Annotated in this window: 17 protein-coding genes; 1 reads left to right on the top strand and 16 read right to left on the bottom strand. The window is 49.6% G+C overall.

Translation table 11 applies throughout. The features are described 5' to 3' along the window. Nucleotides 1-40: 40 nt before the first annotated feature. From CRO74_RS07075 to CRO74_RS07060, 4 genes are read right to left on the bottom strand one after another with little or no spacing between them, the layout of a single operon-like run. Nucleotides 41-2,911: a type I restriction endonuclease subunit R gene (locus CRO74_RS07075; protein WP_097125277.1), complete on the bottom strand. Its 2,871-nt coding sequence runs from the start codon at nucleotides 2,909-2,911 to the stop codon at nucleotides 41-43. A 47-nt stretch (nucleotides 2,912-2,958) separates the two neighbouring features. Further along, nucleotides 2,959-3,585, bottom strand: a complete 627-nt coding sequence (locus CRO74_RS07070; protein ID WP_097125276.1) for a hypothetical protein — start codon at nucleotides 3,583-3,585, stop codon at nucleotides 2,959-2,961. A 49-nt stretch (nucleotides 3,586-3,634) separates the two neighbouring features. Then, nucleotides 3,635-4,711, bottom strand: coding sequence for a restriction endonuclease subunit S (locus CRO74_RS07065; protein WP_097125275.1), 1,077 nt, complete (start codon nucleotides 4,709-4,711; stop codon nucleotides 3,635-3,637). A 2-nt stretch (nucleotides 4,712-4,713) separates the two neighbouring features. Further along, on the bottom strand, nucleotides 4,714-6,291 hold the full coding sequence (locus tag CRO74_RS07060) for a type I restriction-modification system subunit M (protein ID WP_097125274.1): 1,578 nt from the start codon (nucleotides 6,289-6,291) through the stop codon (nucleotides 4,714-4,716). Between the two features lie 601 nt (nucleotides 6,292-6,892). On the opposite strand from CRO74_RS07060, the gene CRO74_RS07055 reads away from it, so the two are divergent. Then, complete coding sequence (locus CRO74_RS07055; RefSeq protein WP_097125273.1) at nucleotides 6,893-7,753, top strand: leucine-rich repeat domain-containing protein; 861 nt, start codon at nucleotides 6,893-6,895, stop codon at nucleotides 7,751-7,753. Nucleotides 7,754-7,885: 132 nt separating this feature from the next. Here the strand turns inward: CRO74_RS07055 and CRO74_RS07050 are convergent, their stop codons facing one another. The 12 genes from CRO74_RS07050 to CRO74_RS06995 all read right to left on the bottom strand — a co-directional run bounded on the left by CRO74_RS07050 (nucleotide 7,886) and on the right by CRO74_RS06995 (nucleotide 22,501). Then, a complete protein-coding gene (locus tag CRO74_RS07050; protein ID WP_097125272.1) occupies nucleotides 7,886-8,587 on the bottom strand; it encodes a hypothetical protein in 702 nt (233 codons plus the stop codon). Between the two features lie 23 nt (nucleotides 8,588-8,610). Continuing rightward, nucleotides 8,611-10,500: a hypothetical protein gene (locus CRO74_RS07045; protein WP_097125271.1), complete on the bottom strand. Its 1,890-nt coding sequence runs from the start codon at nucleotides 10,498-10,500 to the stop codon at nucleotides 8,611-8,613. Between the two features lie 5 nt (nucleotides 10,501-10,505). Continuing rightward, nucleotides 10,506-10,946, bottom strand: a complete 441-nt coding sequence (locus CRO74_RS07040; RefSeq protein ID WP_144035884.1) for a hypothetical protein — start codon at nucleotides 10,944-10,946, stop codon at nucleotides 10,506-10,508. 16 nt (nucleotides 10,947-10,962) lie between these two features. After that, nucleotides 10,963-11,691 carry a CHAP domain-containing protein gene (locus CRO74_RS31810; RefSeq protein ID WP_218840205.1) on the bottom strand — a complete coding sequence of 243 codons (729 nt, stop codon included), beginning with the start codon at nucleotides 11,689-11,691 and terminating at the stop codon, nucleotides 10,963-10,965. Beyond that, a complete protein-coding gene (locus CRO74_RS07030) occupies nucleotides 11,678-12,499 on the bottom strand; it encodes a hypothetical protein (RefSeq protein WP_097125269.1) in 822 nt (273 codons plus the stop codon). Before CRO74_RS07030 ends, CRO74_RS31810 begins: the two co-directional genes overlap by 14 nt. 18 nt (nucleotides 12,500-12,517) lie before the next feature. Continuing rightward, nucleotides 12,518-12,964, bottom strand: coding sequence for a hypothetical protein (locus CRO74_RS07025; protein ID WP_097125268.1), 447 nt, complete (start codon nucleotides 12,962-12,964; stop codon nucleotides 12,518-12,520). Nucleotides 12,965-12,989: 25 nt separating this feature from the next. Next, nucleotides 12,990-13,724, bottom strand: coding sequence for a hypothetical protein (locus tag CRO74_RS07020; protein ID WP_097125267.1), 735 nt, complete (start codon nucleotides 13,722-13,724; stop codon nucleotides 12,990-12,992). Between the two features lie 202 nt (nucleotides 13,725-13,926). Continuing rightward, on the bottom strand, nucleotides 13,927-16,278 hold the full coding sequence (locus CRO74_RS07015) for a hypothetical protein (protein ID WP_097125266.1): 2,352 nt from the start codon (nucleotides 16,276-16,278) through the stop codon (nucleotides 13,927-13,929). 68 nt (nucleotides 16,279-16,346) lie between these two features. Then, nucleotides 16,347-19,280 carry a hypothetical protein gene (locus tag CRO74_RS31245; RefSeq protein WP_097125265.1) on the bottom strand — a complete coding sequence of 978 codons (2,934 nt, stop codon included), beginning with the start codon at nucleotides 19,278-19,280 and terminating at the stop codon, nucleotides 16,347-16,349. 88 nt (nucleotides 19,281-19,368) lie between these two features. Further along, complete coding sequence (locus CRO74_RS07005) at nucleotides 19,369-19,596, bottom strand: hypothetical protein (protein ID WP_097125264.1); 228 nt, start codon at nucleotides 19,594-19,596, stop codon at nucleotides 19,369-19,371. Continuing rightward, on the bottom strand, nucleotides 19,578-20,474 hold the full coding sequence (locus CRO74_RS07000) for a hypothetical protein (protein ID WP_097125263.1): 897 nt from the start codon (nucleotides 20,472-20,474) through the stop codon (nucleotides 19,578-19,580). The genes CRO74_RS07005 and CRO74_RS07000 overlap by 19 nt, the downstream gene beginning before the upstream one ends. Further along, complete coding sequence (locus CRO74_RS06995) at nucleotides 20,474-22,501, bottom strand: hypothetical protein (RefSeq protein WP_097125262.1); 2,028 nt, start codon at nucleotides 22,499-22,501, stop codon at nucleotides 20,474-20,476. The genes CRO74_RS07000 and CRO74_RS06995 overlap by 1 nt, the downstream gene beginning before the upstream one ends. Between the last annotated feature and the right edge of the window lie 3 nt (nucleotides 22,502-22,504).

Raw genomic sequence — 22,504 nt, 5'->3', positions numbered from 1 at the left:
TATAAAGATTTACAATTTAACTTGCGTTTAGTTAGTCAATCTACTCCACCACCGGAATATCATTAAAATACGTCTCGACAAAATCCAGTATCTTTTCTTTGATCCGTTCTGTAATGGATTTACGGGCCAGTAGTTTCGGTTTTTCGGCGAGGATGCTTACGATTTCATCATTTAAGGGTGCCCGTTCTGTAAACAGATAATCGCTGATCAACTTTTGCAACCCTTCTTTGCTGAGTTTTTCTTCGTCCGATAGTTTATTGAGTGCTTTATCTTTTTCCACCTCAATAAATTCGTCAAAAGATTGGGGCACATCATCTGCGGAAGCGATACCGGGTAAATTTTCGGCTATAAATTTCTCAATAAGCTCCCGCTTGCTTCGTAGTTGTACCTCACTGTCCAGCATTTTCTGGATCTCTTTCTTCTGCCGTTCCTTATCAGCGGGTTTAGCGGCAACTAAAGCAGCCAGTAACCGAAGTATATAAGCAACGTTGATGTCATCCCGCTGAATAAGCTCTAGTTCAAAATCTACATCATTCAGGATGGATTCCTTGCCTTTTTGAGTACTCCCCTTAACCTTATCGTGTAAGTCCAGATACTTGCTTTTGTAGTCCTCAAAGGTCTGCTCATCCATGGCCAGACCGTCAAAGTCGAAATCACTAAAGCAGGATAATATGTTTTTCAGCCGGATCAGGTCCCGAAAGGCTTTGACAAACTCCAGTTCTTCATCCTCGCTGGGTAGCTCATCGACGCTATCAACAGTGGGCGTCAGAGCAATCAGTAGTTGGTAAGCTTTGTCAAATTTATCTACGTAATCTTCATACGGCTGCATGATGATCTCTTCGATGGCATCTTTATTGGAAAAGAGGGTAATCGACTCATCCGTAGCGGCTTTCAGATTACGAAAGCAAACAATGTTGCCTTGTGATTTCTGCTCGTTTAAGATTCGGTTGGTTCGGGAGTAGGCTTGCAGTAACCCATGATAACGTAAATTTTTATCGACGTAAAGCGTATTGAGCTTCTTGGCATCGAAGCCCGTCAAAAACATATTCACCACCAAGAGAATATCCACCCGGTCTTTATCCAGAAACCCTTCCTTTTCCCGCTCCTTTACCCGCTTGGCAATATCCTTGTAGTAGTTGTAGAATGACTGACTGTCCTTTGTGGTGTATTTAGTGCCATACAACTCATTATAGTCGCCAATGTATTCTTCCAGCTTATCACGGCTGTGCTGGTTGATCCTGGCATCCGAAGGTACCTCTACCTCGTCGTCAGGAATGTAGCCGTTCGCGTCTTTATCTTCTTCGTTAGCCGTGTAGGAAAAAATAGTGGCGATCCGAAGATTATGCTTCCCGGCCTCCTTTTTTCGCTTGAAGGTATCATAATAGCGCGTCAGCATGTCTACGCTGCTCACGCAGAACATGGCCGAAAACTCCTTGCCATGGGTTTTCCGGGGGTGATTGGCGATCAGGTAATCGACGATCTTGTCCATCCGATCCTCCGACTCCATTAACTCTTTGGTGTCAATGGCTTCAACGTTGATGTCCAGTTCGGTACGGCTGTCGTCTTTATGGCGATAACGACCAATGTACTCGACCGAAAACTTCAATACGTTCTCGTCCCGAATAGCATCCGTAATCACGTACTTGTGCAAACACTCGCCAAACAGCTCTTTGGTCGTGCGTTTTCCCAGTTCATTCTTTACGGCATTGTTGACAAAAATGGGGGTGCCTGTAAACCCGAAAAGCTGGCTATTGCTGAAATACGCTTTTATCCGGTTGTGGGTTTCGCCGAACTGCGAGCGGTGGCATTCATCGAAAATAAAGACAATCCGCTTATCCTTCAGAACATCCATCTTGCTCAGGTGCCTGCCTTTACTGATGGCGGTGTTGAGCTTTTGAATGGTGGTGACGATGATTTTACTTTCGTCGCCAAACTGTGTAACGAGCTTGCTGGTATTGTCGGTTGTATCGACGCTGCCTTTGGCGAACGTGTCAAATTCGCGTTGGGTCTGGTAATCCAGGTCTTTGCGGTCAACGACAAAGACGACCTTATGCACTTGCGGCAAGGCGGTCAGTAGTTGACTGGCTTTAAAGGAGGTAAGGGTTTTACCGCTGCCGGTCGTGTGCCAGATGTAGCCGTTCTTATTACCCGTTTTTACCCGCTCAATAATGGCTTCCACGGCGTAATACTGGTACGACCGTAACACCATCGGCACATTTGTGGTGGGCAGGACGATGTAACGGGTTATCATTTTGGAGATGTGGCAGGGCTCCAGAAACGCCTGGGTAAAGGCGTCTAATTGCTTGATGGGCTTGTTCTCGACATCCGCCCAATAGAACGTTTGCTTAAACGACTGTTTTCGGTTGTTGGCATAATACTTGGTATTGACGCCATTGCTGATAACAAACAGTTGTACGTACTGGAACAGCCCCAAACCGGCCGAATACGAATGCCGCTGATAACGGTTTGTCTGGTTAAAGGCTTCCTTGAGTTCCAGGCCGCGCCGTTTCAATTCGATCTGCACCAGCGGCAGGCCGTTGATTAAAATAGTTACGTCGTAGCGGTTTTTGTAGGTGCCTTCAATGGTAATCTGGTTGGTGACCTGATACTGATTCTGGCACCAAAATTCCTGATTGATAAATTCCAGATACAAACTACTCCCATCCGTCCGGGTCAGCTGCATCTTATCCCGCAGGATTTTAGCCCGTTCAAAGACATTGCCTTTGTTGAGGTGGTTGAGGACTTGCGTAAATTCAGCTTCGGTCAGCAGTACGTTGTTGTGCTTCTCAAGTTGACGTTTAAGGTTGGATAGTAAGTCTTTTTCGTCCTTTATGACTACGGGCTTATATGCTAAGCCGACTAATTGCCGGATCAGGTTTTCCTCTAAAGCCTGTTCTGATTGGGTTGCCATGGTGTGGGTAGTAGTATACGGTGTATGGAAGGGGGTACGGTCGATTTTTAGAGGAAATCCAGGTCCAGGTCGAAAAGGTCTTCTGAAGGATAGCCATAGGTATTGATCAGATCGACCTCTGATAAATGCCGCCGTTCAGGATCAATGATAGTACCCAGGAAATAGTCGATTTCGCCCAGGTCAATCGCTTTCCCAACGGAGTCCGATAGCATAACCGAATACATCATGTACCAGTCAGCTTCCAAAACACCCTGATTAAAGGCTTTTATGGCTGCTGCCTGCCTCTTAAACCGGACTAATCTCCTGTAACAGCTCTCAAGCCGACTCAGTACGTTTTCGTCGCCGGGATCTTTTGGTCTTGGGCCTTTTTGGTAGCCGCCTTTCATCTGCTGGCTGCTCATATAGGCCAATATGGGCGTATAGGCTTGCAGGTTCCTATCGCTGATAAAATCCCCGGCCAGTAGGGCTTCCAGACTGTCCTTTAAGCTCAATTCTGCCAGTTCAGGTATGAATACCTTTACCAAAACGGCTAGTTGTTTGAGCCTGACTTGCATTGGAGGGTAATGCTTGGGATGATCAAGCACCCATTGTTCCTTGTCAGGAGCTTGAGCTTCCAGATCGAGTAATTTTTCCAACAGGTCGAGGCCGGTTAGTTTGGTAGGGTCTTCGCGCATTGGTGTGGATGATTTGGCCAGCAAGTTTTGTTTAGCTGATGATGTGTAGTTAAACAAAAAGCTGTTGAAGAAGTCCTTTTTTGTAGGTTTTAGTAAATTCGAGTTGTTTATCTATCATATTAATTTTATTATCAATTACAAAAAGGAAATCTGAAATTTTAGTTTGTTCCGGTAGTGTAGGAATACTTAAATAAATCTGTTCAATTGTGCTTTTTGATAAGCTAGGTACACCTCCTGCTTCGTTATGCTGTTTCCAATTGATTTTTAGAAATAAAATATACACAAACTTTGGAAGAACATCAACAAATGAATGAGTATAAAATAATGTATCAACAGTCCATATTTTACCGTTAAAATACATAGGTCTATCTATAGTTCCCTTCCTACCTATACAAACAGTTTCTCCATCATATAAATAATCATCAACTTTAGTCATTAAGCCGCCAGTGCCGAAAACAGGAATGTCTCCTTCTCCTAAATGTCTATAATCTCTGCCATTACCAATAGTTAAAATTTGCTTCAATTTCTTCACTTCCCACTTTGGAAAATCTTCCTCATTATCATCTTTAAAGCGTATTTTCTGGCTAAAAATCTGCTGCATAACACCTTTCTTATACTGCTCCAAGAGAGATTTCTTTTTGTTCAGTAGTACAATTTTAGTATCAATGGCAGTAAGGAACGAAGCTATCTTTTGTTGTTCGGGGAGAGAGGGGAGAACTAATTGAATTTTCTCAATTATACTTTTAGATAAACTTGGCACACCTCCTGCCTCATTATGCTGTTTCCAATTAATTTTTAGAAATAAATAATATATAAATTTTGGAAGTGAATTGTGGAATGAATGAGTGTAAAATAACGTATCAACAGTCCATATTTTACCGTTAAAATACATCGGTTTATCTATTGTACCTTTCCGACCAATACAAACAGTTTCTCCGTCATATAGATAATCATTAACTTTAGTCATTAGACCTCCAGATCCAAAAACAGGAATACTACCTTCTTCCAAATGTTTATAGTCTCTACCGCTCCCTATAGTTAGTATATTTCCTATTTTAAACTCCTTCCAGTCTCCTTGAAATTCTAAAAAGCGAAATTCGGGAACTTTACTTTTATTATAAGACATAATTAAAAAGGTGTAGCAATATTAAGTTGTTGGCAGAATTCGGCTATCGTTGCGTCTGTTGAAGAAATGTCAGTTTCCAACATTTTCAACTGTTCTGCTATGCTTTGGAGATCTATAGCTTCTTCATCGGCAAACGTATCCACATAGCGCGGGATATTTAAGTTGTACTCGTTCGTCCTTATCTCATCCAACGAAGCCCGGTAACTATACTTTTCTTCTATTGCCCAATTGCGGTAAGTCTCAACAATTTTGTCAATATCGCTTTCGCGTAGACTATTCTGGTTCTTGCCTTTTTCATAGTAGGCGCTGGCATCAATAAACAGAACGTCATCGGGATGCTCACGGCACTTTTTAAATACCAATATAGCCGTTGGTATACTGGTGCCGTAGAAAATGTTGGCCGGTAAGCCAATCACCGCATCGAGATAGTTTTTATCAGCAATCAGGTGTTCGCGTATGTGTCCTTCGGCTCCTCCCCTAAATAATACGCCGTGGGCAACCACAACGGCCATTGTGCCGTTTTCGGCCAGGTGGTGTACCATGTGCTGCACAAAGGCAAAGTCGGCTTTGCTGGCGGGAGCTAATTTACCGTACTGGCTAAAGCGGTCGTCAGAAATAAATAGCGGGTTCGCACTCCATTGAGCCGAGAAGGGCGGATTGGCTACGATGGCTTCAAACCGTTTGTCAATATGGCCGGGGTGTTCCAGGGTATCATCCTGCCGGATGTCAAACTTACGGTAATGCACGTCGTGCAAAATCATGTTCATCCGGGCAAGGTTGTAGGTTGTCCGGTTTAGCTCCTGCCCGTAGAAGTTAGATACCTCCTTTACTTCTTTGGCTACCCGTAGCAGTAAGGAACCGGAACCACAGGTTGGGTCATAGACAGATTTTAGCTTGGTTTTGCCACTGGTTACAATCTTGGCCAGAATTTTAGATACCTGCTGAGGGGTATAGAATTCACCTGCTTTTTTCCCGGCACCACTGGCAAACTGTCCTATCAGGTATTCGTAGGCATCGCCCAGTACATCCGCTTCAATATCGTCCAGCTGAAAGTCAATAACATTGAGGTGTTCCAACACCTTAATAATCAACGCATTTTTAGCTGATTCGGTACGTCCCAGCTTACTTGAGGTCAGGTCCAGGTCTTCAAAGAGTCGGTTAAAATCCTCCTCACTATCCGTACCCATCGTACTTTGTTCGATGTTGTTAAGGATATTGGCCAGGTCGCCCAAAATAAAATTGGATTGACCCTCTTCATCCTCCTTCCCCTGCCCACGTCTGACAATCTCCTTGAAGAGTTCAGAGGGCTTGAGAAAGAAGCCTAGCGTTTGAATGGCTTCTTCTTTAATGACGGCCATAAACTCCCGGCCTTCCTCGCTCTCCTCATCCAGTTTGACGTACGTAATACCATCTTCTGCCAGTAACTGATTGGCATAGAGTTCCATTTTCTCGGACAGGTATTTGTAAAAAATGAATCCTAGTATATAATCCCGGAAATCGTCGGCGTCCATTTTACCCCGCAGGGTATTGGCAATATTCCAGAGCTGTTGTTCTAACTGTTTCTTTTGTTCGGCTGACATTAGGTACTTTAAATAAAACCTTCCTAAGTAAATGAATAATGGGCGGATATCGCGACCAAAAATAAACTTTTTAAAGGCTTACCAGTACTTAACCGACAATTTTACAAATTAAAGATCAGGGCCTTCATCAGTATTGCCCTTGAATTGGGAGAAGGACTCATGATATTATCTAACCTATTAGTTCACTTCAGAAGCTATTACGTTGGCGGTATGACCTTTTTACCAAGTCAAGTCTTACCTTGATTGTCAAATATAGTCTTAGAAAAGTTACCAAAACAATAAACAAGTATACCTATTTGCAAAATTTAATACTTCATCCCTATTGGGTTGACTATCAGAGAACTATTTAATTTCATGAAACACATTTGAAATAAATAGTTATTTCTTCAGGTTATTACTATTTATTATTGGCTTCTTCTTATTATTATGCGGAATTCTATTAAACTTACTGCCATAATGTGAATTAGGAGACGCAAGTTTTGGGCATTATTTAAGTTTTTGAATTTTCATGAACTGTTTTATATTATACCCTTTTAGTTTTCCATGTAAAATAACCAACAGTCAAAAACGAGATTTTCTCAAGAAAGAATTTAAAAACCATATGGAATACGATAGTTATCTTGATAAATTAAAGATATGGAATACCATAAGTAATGAATACAAGTCTGATTTAGCATTATCAGACCAATTAAATAGTTTGATACATGAGAGATTTGAAGGAGAACGTAATTATGAAGATGATTATATAGACTTTATAGATAATTTTTTTCTGGAATATTACTTTAGTATTCGTTTTGAACAAACCCGAAAATATGACAATGATCTTGTCAGTAGGAGAAAGCTTTTATTTGATACCTATTTTTATACCGCACCCGCCCATTTTAACGGTGGAGATTTAATTAGCTCGACCTATGCCAATGATAAGCAAAGCCAAGAATCATACCCGAAGTCGAACCATAGTTTCCAATGGGCCCATACATTACCATTTATTATAACGAATACAGGTGGTTCCTTATTAATTTTCAAATCACTTAGATGGCTAATCTTAAAATTTAGTAGATTTGAACCGGAAGAACTTAAAGCTCATTCAAAGACACTAATTGGGCTAGTTATTCATCAATATGCCCCAGATGCTTCCGATTTAGAAGAATTAATCGAACTCAAATATCTAGACATTTCAATGGGTAATTGGTGTAGCGGTGAGACAAATGAATTTGGCGATGAGGTTATAGACATGGGTATCACAGATTTGAGTTGCCTTTCGTCACTTCAAAAACTTGAATATTTAAATTTATCTTCAAATTATTTTTTAAGCAATTTAACTCCATTATACGGTCTCTATAATTTAAAAGTTATTGATCTAAGATATTGTAAAGATGTCGATGATCGTGAAATTATGCAACTAAGGAGGGAACTTCCTAACTGCGAGGTATTGTTCAGAAGGCCTAATTATTTCTATTAGTTAGCCATAAATAGAGAAAATAAAACAAGGTACTCCCAATTACTAGACCGCTGAAAGACATAGGCTCAAACAGTTGCGGTAGGTAGCTATTCAATAAAAATAAAAACTCCAAATATTCACTTCTCCGAAACTTCACATTAGCCGTTTCCGCAGCTGATGGGCGTAGCCCCAGTATGCGTTCTTATATTCAATAAAATAAGCTTCTTTTTCGTAACCCGTACTGGTCGTATTGGCCCCATGCCGAACGTCCAGTACGGGCTGATCACCATCCACCCGTCGCCAGGAGCCGCCCCCGCCCATCCCCAGTTCAAAGGCCTTATCGAGCTTCCCCGCATTATAGGCCTCCAGGTCAGCCCGCGCAAAGCCCATCAGGGTATCGACGTAACCACCGGCACATGATTGCAGGGTACGGGTACCATTCGAATCACTGGCCCAGAATTCTGTTCGTTGCCCATCCCGCAAATCCAGATGACGCAGTAAGGTATAGTAATAAACGCTCCCCGCTTCGGTCATCGCTGCGCTCATCTGATCGAGGTACGTTACCGGATAGAACACGTCGTGTTCCAGCGTCAGCACCCGATCACCCCCAGGTATCAACGATAACCCGGCTATCATCTGGGAGTAGATCGCCGGAATCCAGTTGGCATTGTCAGACTTATGAAAAACCTTCCGTGCCCGGTCCGGTAGCCGGGCATCCGGCCGATGGCAGGAAATTACCAGCTGCTCATCGGGCAGACCCATCGCCCGAATCGTGGCCAGCGACTGGGCCAGCACACGATCCGGTACCAGATGATGGGTATAGAGTAATCCCCATACATTGGATTGATTCAACATGGGTAAATCAGAAATAAGACGTCTTAATTTTTATAGTGACGAACCGTCTGCAGACTTTCCCACACATCGCCAATGGCCGGTGTCTGAGCATATAACCCCCGATAATATTTCGCATAGTCGGGAACATCCCACAATTCGAGTTTGGCATTTACGTCCTGAGCCGATGGTTTGAGAATTTGGCTACTGACCGATACCCCCATATTATTGGCCGCCGAGTAGTAGTCAATCTGCCGTCTGCCTCCCTGCTTGTTGATAATGCGGGTACCCGACGTTTTCGAGCGGTCCAACACGTAATTGGTAAAATCCTCATCGTAGGCCACATCAGCTTGCGAAATCGCTACGCACGCAATGCCGGAGTACCAGACATCCACATTGGGACTCGCCAGCCAGGTCAGCCGATTAAACGTCTTATAGCCCCCCACAACAAAATCAGTTCGCTTCTGATGAGTTGCCATCGGTGTAAGGGTAGCGTTATCCGTTTCGATCATCGTTGAGGTTTGTATATACCAGAAGTCCGAAGCCGGTTTTAAGCTAAAGCCAACCGTCAAATCGGAAGCGGACAGAGCCACCGAGTTGAGGTAGAAACTCACACTCGTCAGCGATTCGTCCCCATGAACCCCACCCGTAAAATCGCTTTTACCGACCGCCTTCCAGACATTCTCACTCTCTCCATTTGTCAGCAGATTCACTCCTGAGGCAATCATACTTCCCCCCAAGTATTGGTATAGGTCAGCACCCATAATGCGGTACATATCTGCCCGCTCCGTTGTATTCACGTAGCGTTTGAGTATGTAGCCGACATAATAGGTCGAGCCGGGTGCATACCGGCAATACACTGTGAACGTTGCCTGGGCACCGCCCGGCGGGCTATAGGACACAAACAGATTCGGCAGGGAGCTACTTGATCCGGTTGCACCTGCTACGCCGGTAGCGGTATAGGCCGCATAAGCGGTTCGGCCGCCTAACTCTAACTGAGCCGTGGCTGCGGAGGCTGTCTGCCCCACCGATTGGATGTTAAGCCCGACATAGGCCGCCGTTGAGCTGGTCCGAAAGGAAATAACGTTCACCAGCGTACCGCTTTGGGAGAGCACCCGAATCCGGCTGGACTGACCGGCACTGGTAAATTCGGAGCCGACAAACGTAGTGTTTACGCCCGACAGGGTATAAATGGTATGGGGACGAACCGGAATCAACCCGGTTCGCACCCAGCCCGAAGCGGTTGTTATGGTATTGGATGAGAAACCGTAATAGCTCCCAGAAACCAGACCGGCCGGGTCGATCAGGTTGGTACCTACCGTGGCGTAATCCTTCTCATACATCACCCCCGCAATCCGACCCGTCACAAACTCACCTTTTACGGCTGTGGGCAAAAACGACTCATATCCCACTGCTGTAGCTCCTTCGTTGAGCATAGCTGTATTGTCAGTCCCAAAAACCGCGTTGGCATTGATGTTCAGCCCGACATAGGCCGTAGTGGGCAATGTCGTGAATGTGTAACTGGTGAAGACGCCACCCGCTGTACTTAACGGAGAAGAAACCGTCAACAGGGAATCATACTGGTTTCCGACAAAATTTACATTGATACCCGAAACCGTATAGGTCGTGCCGGGTTTCACCCGGATAAAACCTGACCGCCTGCCATTGAACGAAGGGGTTGCAAAAAAGCCATTCACATTCGAGTACTGGCCTGGCACAATCAGGCTTTTGTCAAGTAGATTGCGGCCTCCAACCTGAGCAATCACCGCCAATTTCGTACTGTCCTCATTCCGGTAATGTCTGGGAGACAAACCTGGCGAGTTGGGTTGCTGACGGAAAACCTGATCAGCAACTTCCCCAATGGTTGTCGCTGGCAATGACTGACCCTGTACGAAAGCGGTAATCAGGGAAAAAACAAGAAAGAGTATTTTTTTCACGCGTATTAATTGTCTTTGATTACTAAAAAGGAAGTCAGGTAACAGTCACCATTGGGCATCAGGTTGTAGGTCGTTGGCCCACCCCCGCGTTTTTCATCCGCCCGCACAAATATTTCAAGCAGCGTATTGGCCACCGGGACCAGGTTCTTAAGCTCCTGGTAGGTAGCGACGGCCCTCCAAGACTTTTTCTCGACAAGCTGGGCGTTTAAGGTAGCCGCATCGACACCTGACGACAACGGATCGGCCGACAAGTTTCCGTCGGGGTCCAGTCGCAGACCAGCCCCCACGGCTTTCACCGGAGAGACCGGCACGTAGGTCTTTGTTCCCAGCTGAAACTTGAGAACACCATCTATATACTTGAAAGTAACATCAGACTTTGTATTGATCTGAGCAAAGCCCGTTAGGCTGATGTTCAGCCCGATAAAGAGGAAAAGAATCTGTCTCACGATAGGAAAAGGAAAGTTAAGCGTACTCAATAAATCCCAGGTTGACCGACTTGACCGTTCGCCGGCTCAGTCGAAATACCCCCGTCCCTTCCCGCGACAGCGCCTGATTGGTGTTTCCTTCCAGGGTGATTAGCTGGCCACCCGCCCCCACCCGCTCCACCAAACCGGTATGCCCTGATGTGGAGCCCAGCTTCAGCAGAAACTGCATACCGGGCTTGACCAGCGCGGGATTCGCCTGCGCCTGGGCAGCCGTGATCCGTCTCAGGCCCGTTGACCGGTAGCCCGCCAAATCCCATAAATTCAAAACCCCCGCTGTTTTCGGACAAGGATTCTTTACCCCCAGCTGACGCGATGCCTGCCCAAAACACCAGTACACAAAAGCCGCGCACCAGGGATAGCCACGACCCAGCCCCACCGACGAGAGCACCATATCAATCTGTGGTCCGGCGTTGGACCCGACCGGAACCTCCGATACACCCACTTGCGAAGCCGCCACAACCAGCACTCGCTGAGGGAGCTTCTCAGCTAACGAAGGCGCGTATACGTCGAATAGAGCAGACTGTGTTTGCGGACCGTACTCGCCATCTACCGTCAGTCGTTTACCCTCCGGAGTGACTGAAGCATGCTGAAACCGAAGTAGTGTGTCGGTTAGGGTATAGCCGGGCGTATCGCATACGGCCCAGCCTAACTGCCGCAGTCGCCGGATTTGTTCGGCAACGCTGGCCGGTGCATTACTTTTGCTCATAGGAATGGGAGAAATTTTGAACCTGAACCATGTAAGTCGAGTCGGGATAAGCCGACGTGTCCCGGACGGAGATCAAGCCTTTGAGCCAGTTGAATACCCCCTTTTTTGGTTTTCCCTGCCGGATGGTATCCGGCAGGGTCTGCGCGGGTTGAGATTGCTGTAGCTTGGCGGGTTGTCTGGGGGAGAGCGGTTGTATGTGGGGAAGCGTAACCCGCTGGGGAACCAATGCATTTTTATTCCGGCCTTTCAGCAGGGCCGTCTGGTTTTGGCGGGAGTAGCCCAGTTCCGTTAGAATCTGCACCTTAAAGGCCCGATCTTCGGCCTGGCTGGATTCCAGATTGGCTACCCGGTAATCCAGACCATAGACCTGCCGGGAAAGCCCCCTGACGGCCAAAGCCACATCCTGATTCGATTCGATTAATTCTTTCTGGTCGGCCTGATGCATCACAAACCAGGTAGCCCCCATCGTCAGCAGAGCCCCGCCCCCAGTCAGCATCCCCATCCAGCGCAGGACAGTCCGCGAATACCGGATGGCTTCACCCGATAAGGGCTGGTCTTTCTGATAGGTAAAAAACACAACCAGAAACATAACCAGCATACCGATTCCGGTAACCAGTAAACTGTAGCGTTGCATTTGCTCACTGAAAATGCCGAAGGCGGCTATGCCCGTTGTGAGCATACAGACCAGTAAACCATTGTGCCACGATGCCTTGCGGTGCGTAGCGATCATCATTGTGCCCCAAAGTACGATTGAGGCCAGTATCAACACAGCGAAGGTGATAACCTTGATTCGTGCTTGCGTGTCCATCCGGGTAGAAGGTTAGAATTAGGGTTTATTGTTGACCGAGTTCCAGGCCGAGTAAGCGGCCCTGGCAACCTCGGAGATACGGGTAAACAGGGTAACAAAACCATCTGAGTTCTGGAACCAGGCCAGTATCCAGCGCAAACAGAAATCCGAACCGATCCCCAGGGCCAGACCCAGAATACAGAAGACGTAGGGGTTCCATTGAAGGGTATCAATGAGATAGCCCGAAATGAGTCCCATCAGAAAGACGGACGTAAACTGAGATACGTAGCGTTTGGTCAGACTCAGCGTTTTATTGGAATCGCTGTTGACCGAAGCATAGATCGACCCCACCAGAATGCACAGAATGACGACCCCGTTAATTACCCGGTCGGCCAGCCATTCGCCCACCGCATCGGCGCTTATGCTCCCGGCCATAAAGAAAAGGCCAACAAAGAGCATCTTGAATACTTGAATATGCAGAGACATCCTAGAGGAGAATTGAGTTAATAGATTAGGGCGTTACGGATTTACCCTCCCGGATCAGGCGTACAGCATCGGCCTTCTCCATTGCATTCTTCCGGCGGGCCTTACCCCGCAAATCCCCGAACCGGTGGGTTTGACTTTCTTTCAGCCAGCTATCTTCGGCTTGCAGACTGGAACGAACGGCCCCGTTGAGTTCGGTTTCCAAATCCGACACCTCCCCTTTCAGCCGGTCGTTGTCCACCTTCAGATATGCATTCGCCCGGTTCAAATCGGCAATCACCGTATCTTCATAGCGTTTGATCTTCCGCGACTGTTTGGCGATGATCGCATTGACGGCCGTATCGCGCTCGGTGGTCGGAAGTCCCAGCGCTACTTTGGTCGCCAGTACGCCTATATCGGCCGCGTGCTTTTTCTCCAGGGCACTCATTTGATCAACCGCCCGGTCAGACCGGTCATTGGCTTTCTGTAGCCCCGCCTGCATCTGCTCGACGCTGGTTTGAGCCTCGGCCATTTGCGTCCGCAGACTCAACCGTTCGTTGTCAGCCTTAAGGAACTGGTTCTCCAGTATCGTTGAGTCAACCTGAAGCTGCCTGCGATGTCTGCGTTCAACCCGCAGGCTGTCCCGCGTATCAAAAAGCGTAGCCGTTAGTTCCGTGATGGTCGTACCCCGGCCCAGGTAATCAACCACAAGCCACACCAGCCCCCCGACGATGGCAACCAGCAGCAGCACGCGCGGCAATAAACCAGATAGTAAAGAGGGCATTTTCTGTGCGAATTAAACCCAGCCTGAGGGGTTGGGTCAGGTAGCTTACCAATTGGGCAAGGATGGCTCAAAGCCAAACCTGCTAAGCCTAACTACCCGATAAAAGTAAGAAAATTATGTATGATGATTTATACATATATAAGGGAAGTAGTCGAAAATCTTTAGGTTTTCCCGCAACTGTCAACTACTTCCCTCTTTCGTACTACACTTTCCGAATCCGGCGCACGATCGCGTAGGCGTTGGAAGGTGTTGGCGTAATAGCCGTCATACCCACGTAGGAAATCAGGCTGTTGTCAGCCCCCCAGGGCACATCGAAGGTATAGGCCCGCTCGACACCATCCCCGTTGACACTAATCTGACTGAGCGAGTTGACACTATCGAACTCACCGGGCCGCGCGTATTTAAGGTTCAGCCGGTTGGTTCCGTGTACGGCCATGGTAATTTCGATACAGCGGAACTCGCTGGCTTTCCAGGCGCGTACGGGAGAAAGGAAGCGACCGTAGTTGTAGGTACCGCCGTCAACTTTCTCATCGCCCAAAAACCACTTCATCAAACCCGTACCCGGATCACGCTGCAACCGCGAATCTTCATTCCACCAGCTGTTATTCGACTGGGAGAAATCAAAATCGAACTCCTGACTGATGGCAGGCAGGGTTGCCAGTCGGTTTTGCGCGAAATTATAGCCCCCCAGAATGATATACCCGTAATCGATATACCTACCCGGAATATCAAAGTTTCTCTTGGGCCCAGCGTTAATGTAGCCAGAGGCCGTATCCATCCACTGACCTTGTTCAGCGTGTTTCTGCCACGAACGATGAATCGCATTCTGAGGTGTATAGAGGGTGACACCCTTCGAACGGTCCTGTGTATACGAACCCGACCAGCACCCATCGGTAAAGTAATCCCGGCCTTGTTGGCCCATCGGCGTACCCGCCCGAAGATCGAGTTCCTGCCCGTTGAGTTTGGACCGGTGCAAGTTCAGATCACCGATGTTATACAGGCAGGGAAGCTCCTGGGAGATCGCCTGCCAGGTACGCTGTTCAGGAACCCGGCTGCCGCGATCCTCCACGTTGCTTCGGCAGCGGAAACCAATGGTTTGATCGGGCATGAACCAGTATTCGAAATCGACCGGAATATGACCGGGTTCGTAGGGGAAATTCCAGATCAGACCGCGAACCCGGGCGCAGAAGACCACTCCGCGTTCCGGATCGTTGACGATGGCCGACTTTTCGACCGGCGAAACGCCATAGTAGGGAGCCGTCGAGCCGCCCTGTACCGGGTTGGCACCGGTTCCCATTTCGCCCCGGCCACCAATGACATACGGCGCGGCAAAGGCAACCGGCGAGCTATAGGCACTAAATTGCCACTGGCACCCTTTATCCGAAAAGCGCGCTCCGCTGGGTCCGGTCTGTTCATCATTACAGAGGTTGAGGCCATCGGATTTGAGCGACACCCACGTTGGGCAGGCTCCGACCGATCGCTTGAACTTCATCAGCATCTGGCCATTCTCAATCTGCTTCTCGTCAGCTCCCGACCAGCCCTGATCGGAATAGATCAGAAAGCCTTCTGCATCTTTCAGCGTAACGGTAGGAATCCCCGTAGTGGTTGCTGTTGGGCTAGCCGTCTGGGTTGGCGTTGGGTTCGACAAACCAGCACTGGTAAACGCCTGGTTGCTGGCATTACTGGGCGTGAACATAAACGTATCCGGCGAACCGCCATCCTTGCGAACCTTAACCCGCAGCGGAACCCCCGGCGTAACCCCATACAGTGACCAGTCATAGGAATAAGTCGGATTGCCCGAAGGGCCATTGGCCAAAAACGTGTTGGTCGGAATTGAACCGGGCGTGGGGCTATCGTTATTCGATAATACCAGGCTTTGGTCCACCCCTTCAAAACTCAGTTCGTAGGCACCGGAACCCGAACCCAGAATCTGTAATTGACCGCCGTTTTGTCCGGATTTGTAGGAATAAATCGAATTGAAACCGTTGGTACTGGTAAACAAGGCTGTCGTTTGCGTTGGTGTTGACGAAGCCGATTTTGTGAACAACTTTTTCCCCGTTACCGTCGAGGGCGTAAAGGCTACCGTAACGAGCTTGTTGCCGCTGCTGTCTTTAAGGGTAATGAACAACCGTTCACTGGGAACACCAGAGTTCGATACACCCTCCTTTGGCCCGAAAGCCCAGTTGGCATTCAGTTCCGAACCGGCCACACTATACGGGCCAAAGGGATAATCCACACCCATATTCAAAGTTGGGTTCTGGGCGTTGGCCAGTTGGTAGGTATTACCCGATACGGTTTCAATCCGTAAGGTGGTACCATCGGGTACATACCCCTTGAAGAGAATCGTTCGGGCACTTACATTACAGTCTACTTCCAGACTCATGTTTGCCGGTCCGGGAATACCGGACAGCTTCGTGGTTGAGGGGTTGGCCATCAGCCGGGAAGCGGCCTGTTCTTTGGTTTCGGAAACCGGCCCGTCAATGATCACATTCGAGGGGTCCGTTTCAGATACCCCACTTACCGTATTGAGTGTAAAATAACGTCTAGGCGCCATCTATGATTGAAATTATGATACTATGTTTTTTCAGAAATCGTACTCGCCTACGCCTTACGGGGTATTCCCTATGGATAATTGATTGGAACAAACTCAGCGATACCCGTTGTCAGATCGAGCGTCATCACTCCGATCTTTTTCTTGGCTCCCGCCGTGATGGTAAACTGACTGGCCAGCGATACCGAGCCGTTGCGCGAACCCGACTGATCCGATGAATAGTGCCAGTAGCCCCCCACCGATTGACCCATACTGGCGTAGCCATAATAGGACGGACGACAGGGATTCGAGGAATCCGGACATGTCGAGGACAGACCCGCCGACGCGTGGTGACTGTAGTTGACCCGGTTGACCGTATACGTACTGGTTTGAAGCGGATCGACCTGAACATCGAAGCTCAGACGACTCACCGAAGAGAAATCCGTACGGAGTTTCTTGACGTTGAAGCCGAAGCTGTAGTTGCCGATGACCGCCGGAGCGACCGGCGCGACATGTCCGAAGGTCGCCACCGCATACGCCGTCTCAACGCTGCTACCGCCCAGAAAACAACGGGCCGTATCGGCAACGGCAGCCCACTCAACGCCCGTAATCGACAGCCCCGGCGTGGTCAGTACTACCGAACATTCAGCTGCCCCCTGCGAGGTGCCCCCCACCGTACCGTTCAGGGTCACGATGTTAAGCGCAGCCGACCCCACCTGATCTGCCGGGATGACCGAACTGGTTGGACTCGTTGTTGGGCTAGTGGTTGGCGTGGGCTCCACGTAGAGCGTGTTATCGGTCATCGTTACGGTCTTGGTACCCCGCAGTCCGTCGAATTCTGCCACAAAATCAATCAGCGTTACCGGAATGGCATTCAGCGAACCGGCAGACACGCTCAGCTTACCCCCGGCCGTATCAATCACCCAGCCAGGCGTAGATCCCCCCCCCGGCAAGCGGGAATTGGTAACGCCCCAGCTTGACTGCGCCGTCGCATCCACGGTCGTACCGTCTAATTGATGCAGAATGGCCTGATATTGGGTCTGCGAAGGATCAGTTACCGATGAAGCCCCGATCACTTCCAGATACCGCTCAAAGGTAGGTGTCGGACTACTCGTAGGCGTTGTGGTTGGCGTGGGAACGGGGAAGGCTTCCAGGTCAACGGGTTCACCAACCGGAAAGTAGCCCGACGAACCCGGCGTCAAATCAACATCAATCGGCTCGCCAACCGGTTTGTAGCCCGTTGGTGTCGGTGTTGTGGTATCAGTCGGTGTTCCCGTCGTCGTTGGCGTTGAGGTTGATGTTTCAGTCGGTGTCGGCGTCGTGGTTTGGGTTGGCGTTGGCTCCGGACAGGGACACGTTAGGTTAGCGGTTCCCGGCTTGGGAACAACGATTTGCATTTCACTGAGCGAAGGCACCGAAACCGCTACACGGCCTGAGCCTTTCGCCGTCTGAACCGTCAGGTCATAAATGCCCGGTGGCACATCCTCGAAGAGCAATTCATTTTCTGGACCGCTCGTATCGCCCCGCCTGGCACCCGCCGTCGCACAATCCCCCTGAGGAGTCAGCGTTGCCGTGGTTGGTTCATCCGATTTCAGCTTTAGCATAAAGGCGGCAACCCCGGATATACCAGGTTTATGCTGGCTGATGGCAAGCTGAATTTTCGCTAAAACCGGATCAGCCAGCGCAAACAGTTTAAAGGAATAGAACGCTTCTCCCAGTGAGTTGTAGGCCCTCAGCTTGAGATTGAGCGTACCCACCGTAATTTCATTGAGAAACAGGGTCGCATAGAGTTCCGATGCGGGATCAGTCGCGACGGTATTATAGTTCTGCAAGCCCGGTTTATGCAGCCCCAGATAACCCGTATAATCCTCCCCTGTCGTTTCGTTATAGAGCGCATAGCGCAGCCCGCCACCCGAGAAGGTATTGGCCGGGATGACGAAGTTGCGGAACTGATTGGGTCCGCCGAAGATGGTAATATCACCAAAGCCGCAGACCAGCGCGGGTTTCTTCTCACTGGTCGGCGTAGCCGTGGGTGTTGCTGAACCGAAATCGTAACTAATCACGCAATTGGTTCGGAACAGCGACCGCACATCTAGCCGCACCGGCAAAGACATATCCGCATTTGTCCAGAACAATTGACCCGCCTGCCCGCCCGTAAAGGAAAGGGTGCGCTCTTCCGAAAAGACAACGGCATTGGTATCGGTACGCACCAGCTCAAAGATTACCGGACCAACGGCCGAAGAAGCAAACTCCCACAGCAGCCCCACACCCTCCGCGATAGGCTTCATAAACCCGGCACTCAGCCCATACATATGGCATCCCGTACCGCTATCACTACCCGTTCCAGTTCCAGTTCCAGTCCCGGTTCCGGTAGCTGTCGCTGTAGCCGTAGCCGTTCCGCCGTTGGGTTCGAGGGAACCGGAATTGAACAGCACGCAGCCCGCATCAAGAACAAAACCCTGGGCAAGCAGAGCATTTGTCTCAACAACTGAATCAACACGGCCTGACCATCCGGTGGGAGCCAGATAGCACGCCCCGCTGGAGAGTTTAATAATCGAAATCTGACCCTGATAGCGAATCGCAATGACGGTGACGCCACTAAGCTGGGTTCCACTACCCGGCACACTCACAAACGTCAGACAACCCGGCGTTCGCACGTAGATTATCGAGGAGACCGCGCGGGGAACCGTTAGGACCGGACTGGGTTGCCACAGCTTATTATCCAGGCTGTATTCAACGGCCTGCGTAGCTCCCAGTACCCCGACAGTCACTTGCCGGGATTCAGCACTAACAACAACCTGACTGATCAGATAGCCCGACAGCGAACAGCCGCCCGTCGGATTCTCGCTCTGCGTTGCCGTCGAATGGCCCGTAGTCCCGCTTCCGCAAAAGGGATTATTACCGGACTGCTCAACAATGTCTTTGATCATATCCAGCACGTTGCCGGTCGACAAACCCAGCGGATTTAGCGGGTCGTTGGCAAATTGGTTAGTACCACCAATACCGGCCGGGTGGGTCGTGTGCACACAGCAAGGGCCGCAAGGCTGAACCACGGGCGCAGGGCACGCCGGGACGGGTGCAGGTTCTGTAGCGATCGGGGGCGGACAGGAACAGTTACACATTGGCGAATAGTTTCAAGTAGATAGTTGCTTTCTGAATGCCTTCCGGCGACCAGTAGGCAGCCGCCTTCCGGATCAGATTCAGCCGTTGAAGCCGAAGCTCAATGGCATCCGTTGTTTTGCCCTGACGCATGGCCTGGCCGTAAGCCGTCAGTTGATCGCCTTCAATCCGACCGATCACCTCCTGGAAATCACCATACGCATTTAAGGCAGTCGTTTCCATGTCTTGAGTTCAGCTTGCACGCGTTTGAGAATAATCGTAGCCGTGGGTACGTCCAAGGGCACACCGCCCGCCAGAATCGGTTTACCCGCATCTTCCAGCCGGTCGAGCAACTGACCCAGCAGAGATAGTTTGCATTCGTTGTAGCTGCCCCACTTCCATTCTTTGGGATATTGATGCGGCTGACAGCCATCGACCTGTTCATTCAGCCATTGCAGCACCAGATCAGACCACTGCTGCCGTTCAGCACCTACCAAAAAGAGTTGCTGGATATATTCCCCCAGCACCACCATAATGGTTCGCTGAGTGGCTTCATCCGTCAGCTTCTCGACCAGTGCCGTTCCGCAAGTAATCTCTTTGCCGCTTATCAATAATTTCCAGTGCGTAAACAGGTCGACCGAATCCAGACAGGACCACTGCCAGGCACCATTTACCACTGAGCCGTAGGCCGTAATATCTTCCCAGACACCTTCCTTTTTGACCCACACCAGCGCACCGGCGGGTAGATCAGCGGGAAGCCGAACCAGGTAGTTACTCCGCAGCCGCAGTACGGTCTGAGTGGACACTGCCTGAATCCGCACTTCCAGCAAGCCAGACCGGAACGCCAGCTTGTTATTGATAAAATCAGCCGCACCCAGAGCCGCCATCAGCTCACCCGCCGTTTTGCGGTAGATGCCCGTAGCGATCGGTCCGGTCAAACTCGCATCGACTTCCCAGCTGTAGCCCGCCTGTTCGGGATAGCCCAGATACACCCGGTATTTGCTCACCGACGAACGCGCCGGATTGCTACCGCCCCAGGCCGAAGCCGGGGTTTTGTCCCAGATCCGCAGGGTTCCCGGCGTGAGTAATTCAAGCGCAATTTGTAAGTCGACAGTTGCCATCAGGCGTATTGAGTTCGTGGGTAGTTCAGCCGCGTACTTGTCGACGGTTGAGGTCCCAGTTTGATAATTTTCCGTTCAGCCCCGCGCAGATCAGCCCCCGGCCGGTTATCGCCCCCACTGGCTACCAGAGCCGGTTTCGGGGTCTCCACAGGCCGCACACCCAGCACCACGCGCTGAGAAGGCATCCCCTTATCGGCCATGTCAGTCTCACCGTTTTTCAGCGTTACCTCCCTCTCTTTTGTCGCATCGAGAAGATATAGAATCAGGTGGAAGGCCGAACCGATATCCGTGTTTTCCTTCGTACCCCAGACCGAAAGCGCGTGCAGGATTTCCAGACTGGTAATGTTCTGGAACCGCCCATCCCGGAAGAACATATTGCCCAGGTAGGTCAATTCGGTTTTTACCTTGCCCTTCACCGACAAACCCGGATTGCCGCCCACGTAATAGAGTCTCCGCAGTTCACCCGCCTGCCGCAGATATTTTACGAAACCGTCATGGTTGTATTCGTACAGACACTGGTTGACATCGTAGTATTTGAGGCCTTTTAAAAACTCTTCGTAGATATCATCCATTTCCGGCGTCTGATGCAGAAACACCGCCACCGGCATATCACTTTTGATGTTATGGGAGGTCGGCTGCCGGTAGATCACCATACAGTTGCGCGAATCCCGCGCCCGCAGTTTCTCTTCGTCAGCCCCTTTATAGGTATCATCGACGGCCGCGATATGCAGGTTCTTATACCGGGCATTGGGCAGGCCTTCGAGGTTAATGAGCCATTTGCCGTTGGGGTCTTCGTAAAACTTGATGCGTCCCGTCCGGCGGTTATTGGTATAATCCTTTTCGTAATCGAGCCGCCCCCGACGCCAGAGCGTATCAAAGCCGTTGGCTTTCAGAAAGGCGACCTGCTGGTTAATGCGGGCCGCATCATAGGCAAAGGATTCGTTCGGCGTAAAGCATTCCTGATCAGTCAGCGGATTTTCAATCAGGTATTGCTGGTACGACTGGGGGTCTCCTTCCCTGGATTTACGCGTGGCCAGAATATGCTGCATGGCCGCTGCCTGGTCGGAGATACCCGTTTTCAGATCATAGAAACCAGACAACACCATCGACTTGGACGTAAAGTGCCGCGTCGCGTTGTAAGCCTGGTAATTGAAATAGATGTCTTTGTAGTTGGTGGATTTGTTTATGATGACGTTGGAGGTACCGCCAATGAGGAACATTCCCCATTTGTAGCTACCCATTTCCAGACAGTCAAGGTTTTCGTTGTAAAAGTTCTTCAGACTGTCACCCTTCCACTTACCCGCTTCAATGGCAATAATCAGGTTTAACCGCTGCCCTTTGAATACCCCGGCCTTATCGGCGATGATCTTGAACTGAACGTTGTTGTGTTCTTTGATAATCTTGGGGTTCTTCTTGTCCTTGTAGCCGACCGTGAAGGTGTCTTTGTTGTTATACAACGGCTCCAGCAGCTGACCTTTCCAGGTCCGGAACATCGGATGCAGTTTGGCCCAGCTTTCCTGAAACCACAACCGCTCGATGCCAATTACCTCATCGTCCGAATAGCCCATGCCGATGGCGCGGTCAGGCCGGAAGATGAACGTCCACATGGCAACGCCCAGCAGAGTAATCTGCGTCCAGCCAATCGAACGGCATTTCGCTTCAATGTGATTTTTGGCCGGTATTGCCTTCCCGTTAGCCAGCGAGCGGGATGTATTTCGCCACAGATAGCCGAAAATCGTTTCGTCATTATCCCGGTACCACGGCTGCCGCCATTCCGCAATGTTCAGCTTTTCATCCTGAACCGGAATCTGCATGAAGTTGAGGTAGAAGTACTGATAGCCGTTGAGGTAATGACCATCGGGAGCCCACCAGCCGTAGCGGCAACGCTTAATTTGTTCCTTCCACCAGATCCACGCCTTATCGCCCCGCTGCAGCGGCATATCGGGCAGTCGCGACATAAGCGCAACAGGCCGGTACAAATCCTGTACCGACACGCTGGCTTGTGTCTCTAATGGAATATCGATCATAAA

The sequence above is a fragment of the Spirosoma fluviale genome, from assembly GCF_900230225.1.
Lineage (GTDB): Bacteria > Bacteroidota > Bacteroidia > Cytophagales > Spirosomataceae > Spirosoma > Spirosoma fluviale.
The sequence above is the reverse complement of the archived record's forward strand: the minus strand, read 5'-3'. Positions and strand labels throughout refer to the sequence as shown.

Excerpts from the sequence above, each read along its gene's own strand:
- CRO74_RS07075 (WP_097125277.1), bottom strand. The coding sequence starts at position 2,911 with ATGGCAACCCAATCAGAACAGGCTTTAGAGGAAAACCTGATCCGGCAA.
- CRO74_RS07070 (WP_097125276.1), bottom strand. The coding sequence starts at position 3,585 with ATGCGCGAAGACCCTACCAAACTAACCGGCCTCGACCTGTTGGAAAAA.
- CRO74_RS07065 (WP_097125275.1), bottom strand. The coding sequence starts at position 4,711 with ATGTCTTATAATAAAAGTAAAGTTCCCGAATTTCGCTTTTTAGAATTT.
- CRO74_RS07060 (WP_097125274.1), bottom strand. The coding sequence starts at position 6,291 with ATGTCAGCCGAACAAAAGAAACAGTTAGAACAACAGCTCTGGAATATT.
- CRO74_RS07055 (WP_097125273.1), top strand. The coding sequence starts at position 6,893 with ATGGAATACGATAGTTATCTTGATAAATTAAAGATATGGAATACCATA.
- CRO74_RS07050 (WP_097125272.1), bottom strand. The coding sequence starts at position 8,587 with ATGTTGAATCAATCCAATGTATGGGGATTACTCTATACCCATCATCTG.
- CRO74_RS31810 (WP_218840205.1), bottom strand. The coding sequence starts at position 11,691 with ATGAGCAAAAGTAATGCACCGGCCAGCGTTGCCGAACAAATCCGGCGA.
- CRO74_RS07030 (WP_097125269.1), bottom strand. The coding sequence starts at position 12,499 with ATGGACACGCAAGCACGAATCAAGGTTATCACCTTCGCTGTGTTGATA.
- CRO74_RS07025 (WP_097125268.1), bottom strand. The coding sequence starts at position 12,964 with ATGTCTCTGCATATTCAAGTATTCAAGATGCTCTTTGTTGGCCTTTTC.
- CRO74_RS07020 (WP_097125267.1), bottom strand. The coding sequence starts at position 13,724 with ATGCCCTCTTTACTATCTGGTTTATTGCCGCGCGTGCTGCTGCTGGTT.
- CRO74_RS07015 (WP_097125266.1), bottom strand. The coding sequence starts at position 16,278 with ATGGCGCCTAGACGTTATTTTACACTCAATACGGTAAGTGGGGTATCT.
- CRO74_RS07005 (WP_097125264.1), bottom strand. The coding sequence starts at position 19,596 with ATGGAAACGACTGCCTTAAATGCGTATGGTGATTTCCAGGAGGTGATC.
- CRO74_RS07000 (WP_097125263.1), bottom strand. The coding sequence starts at position 20,474 with ATGGCAACTGTCGACTTACAAATTGCGCTTGAATTACTCACGCCGGGA.
- CRO74_RS06995 (WP_097125262.1), bottom strand. The coding sequence starts at position 22,501 with ATGATCGATATTCCATTAGAGACACAAGCCAGCGTGTCGGTACAGGAT.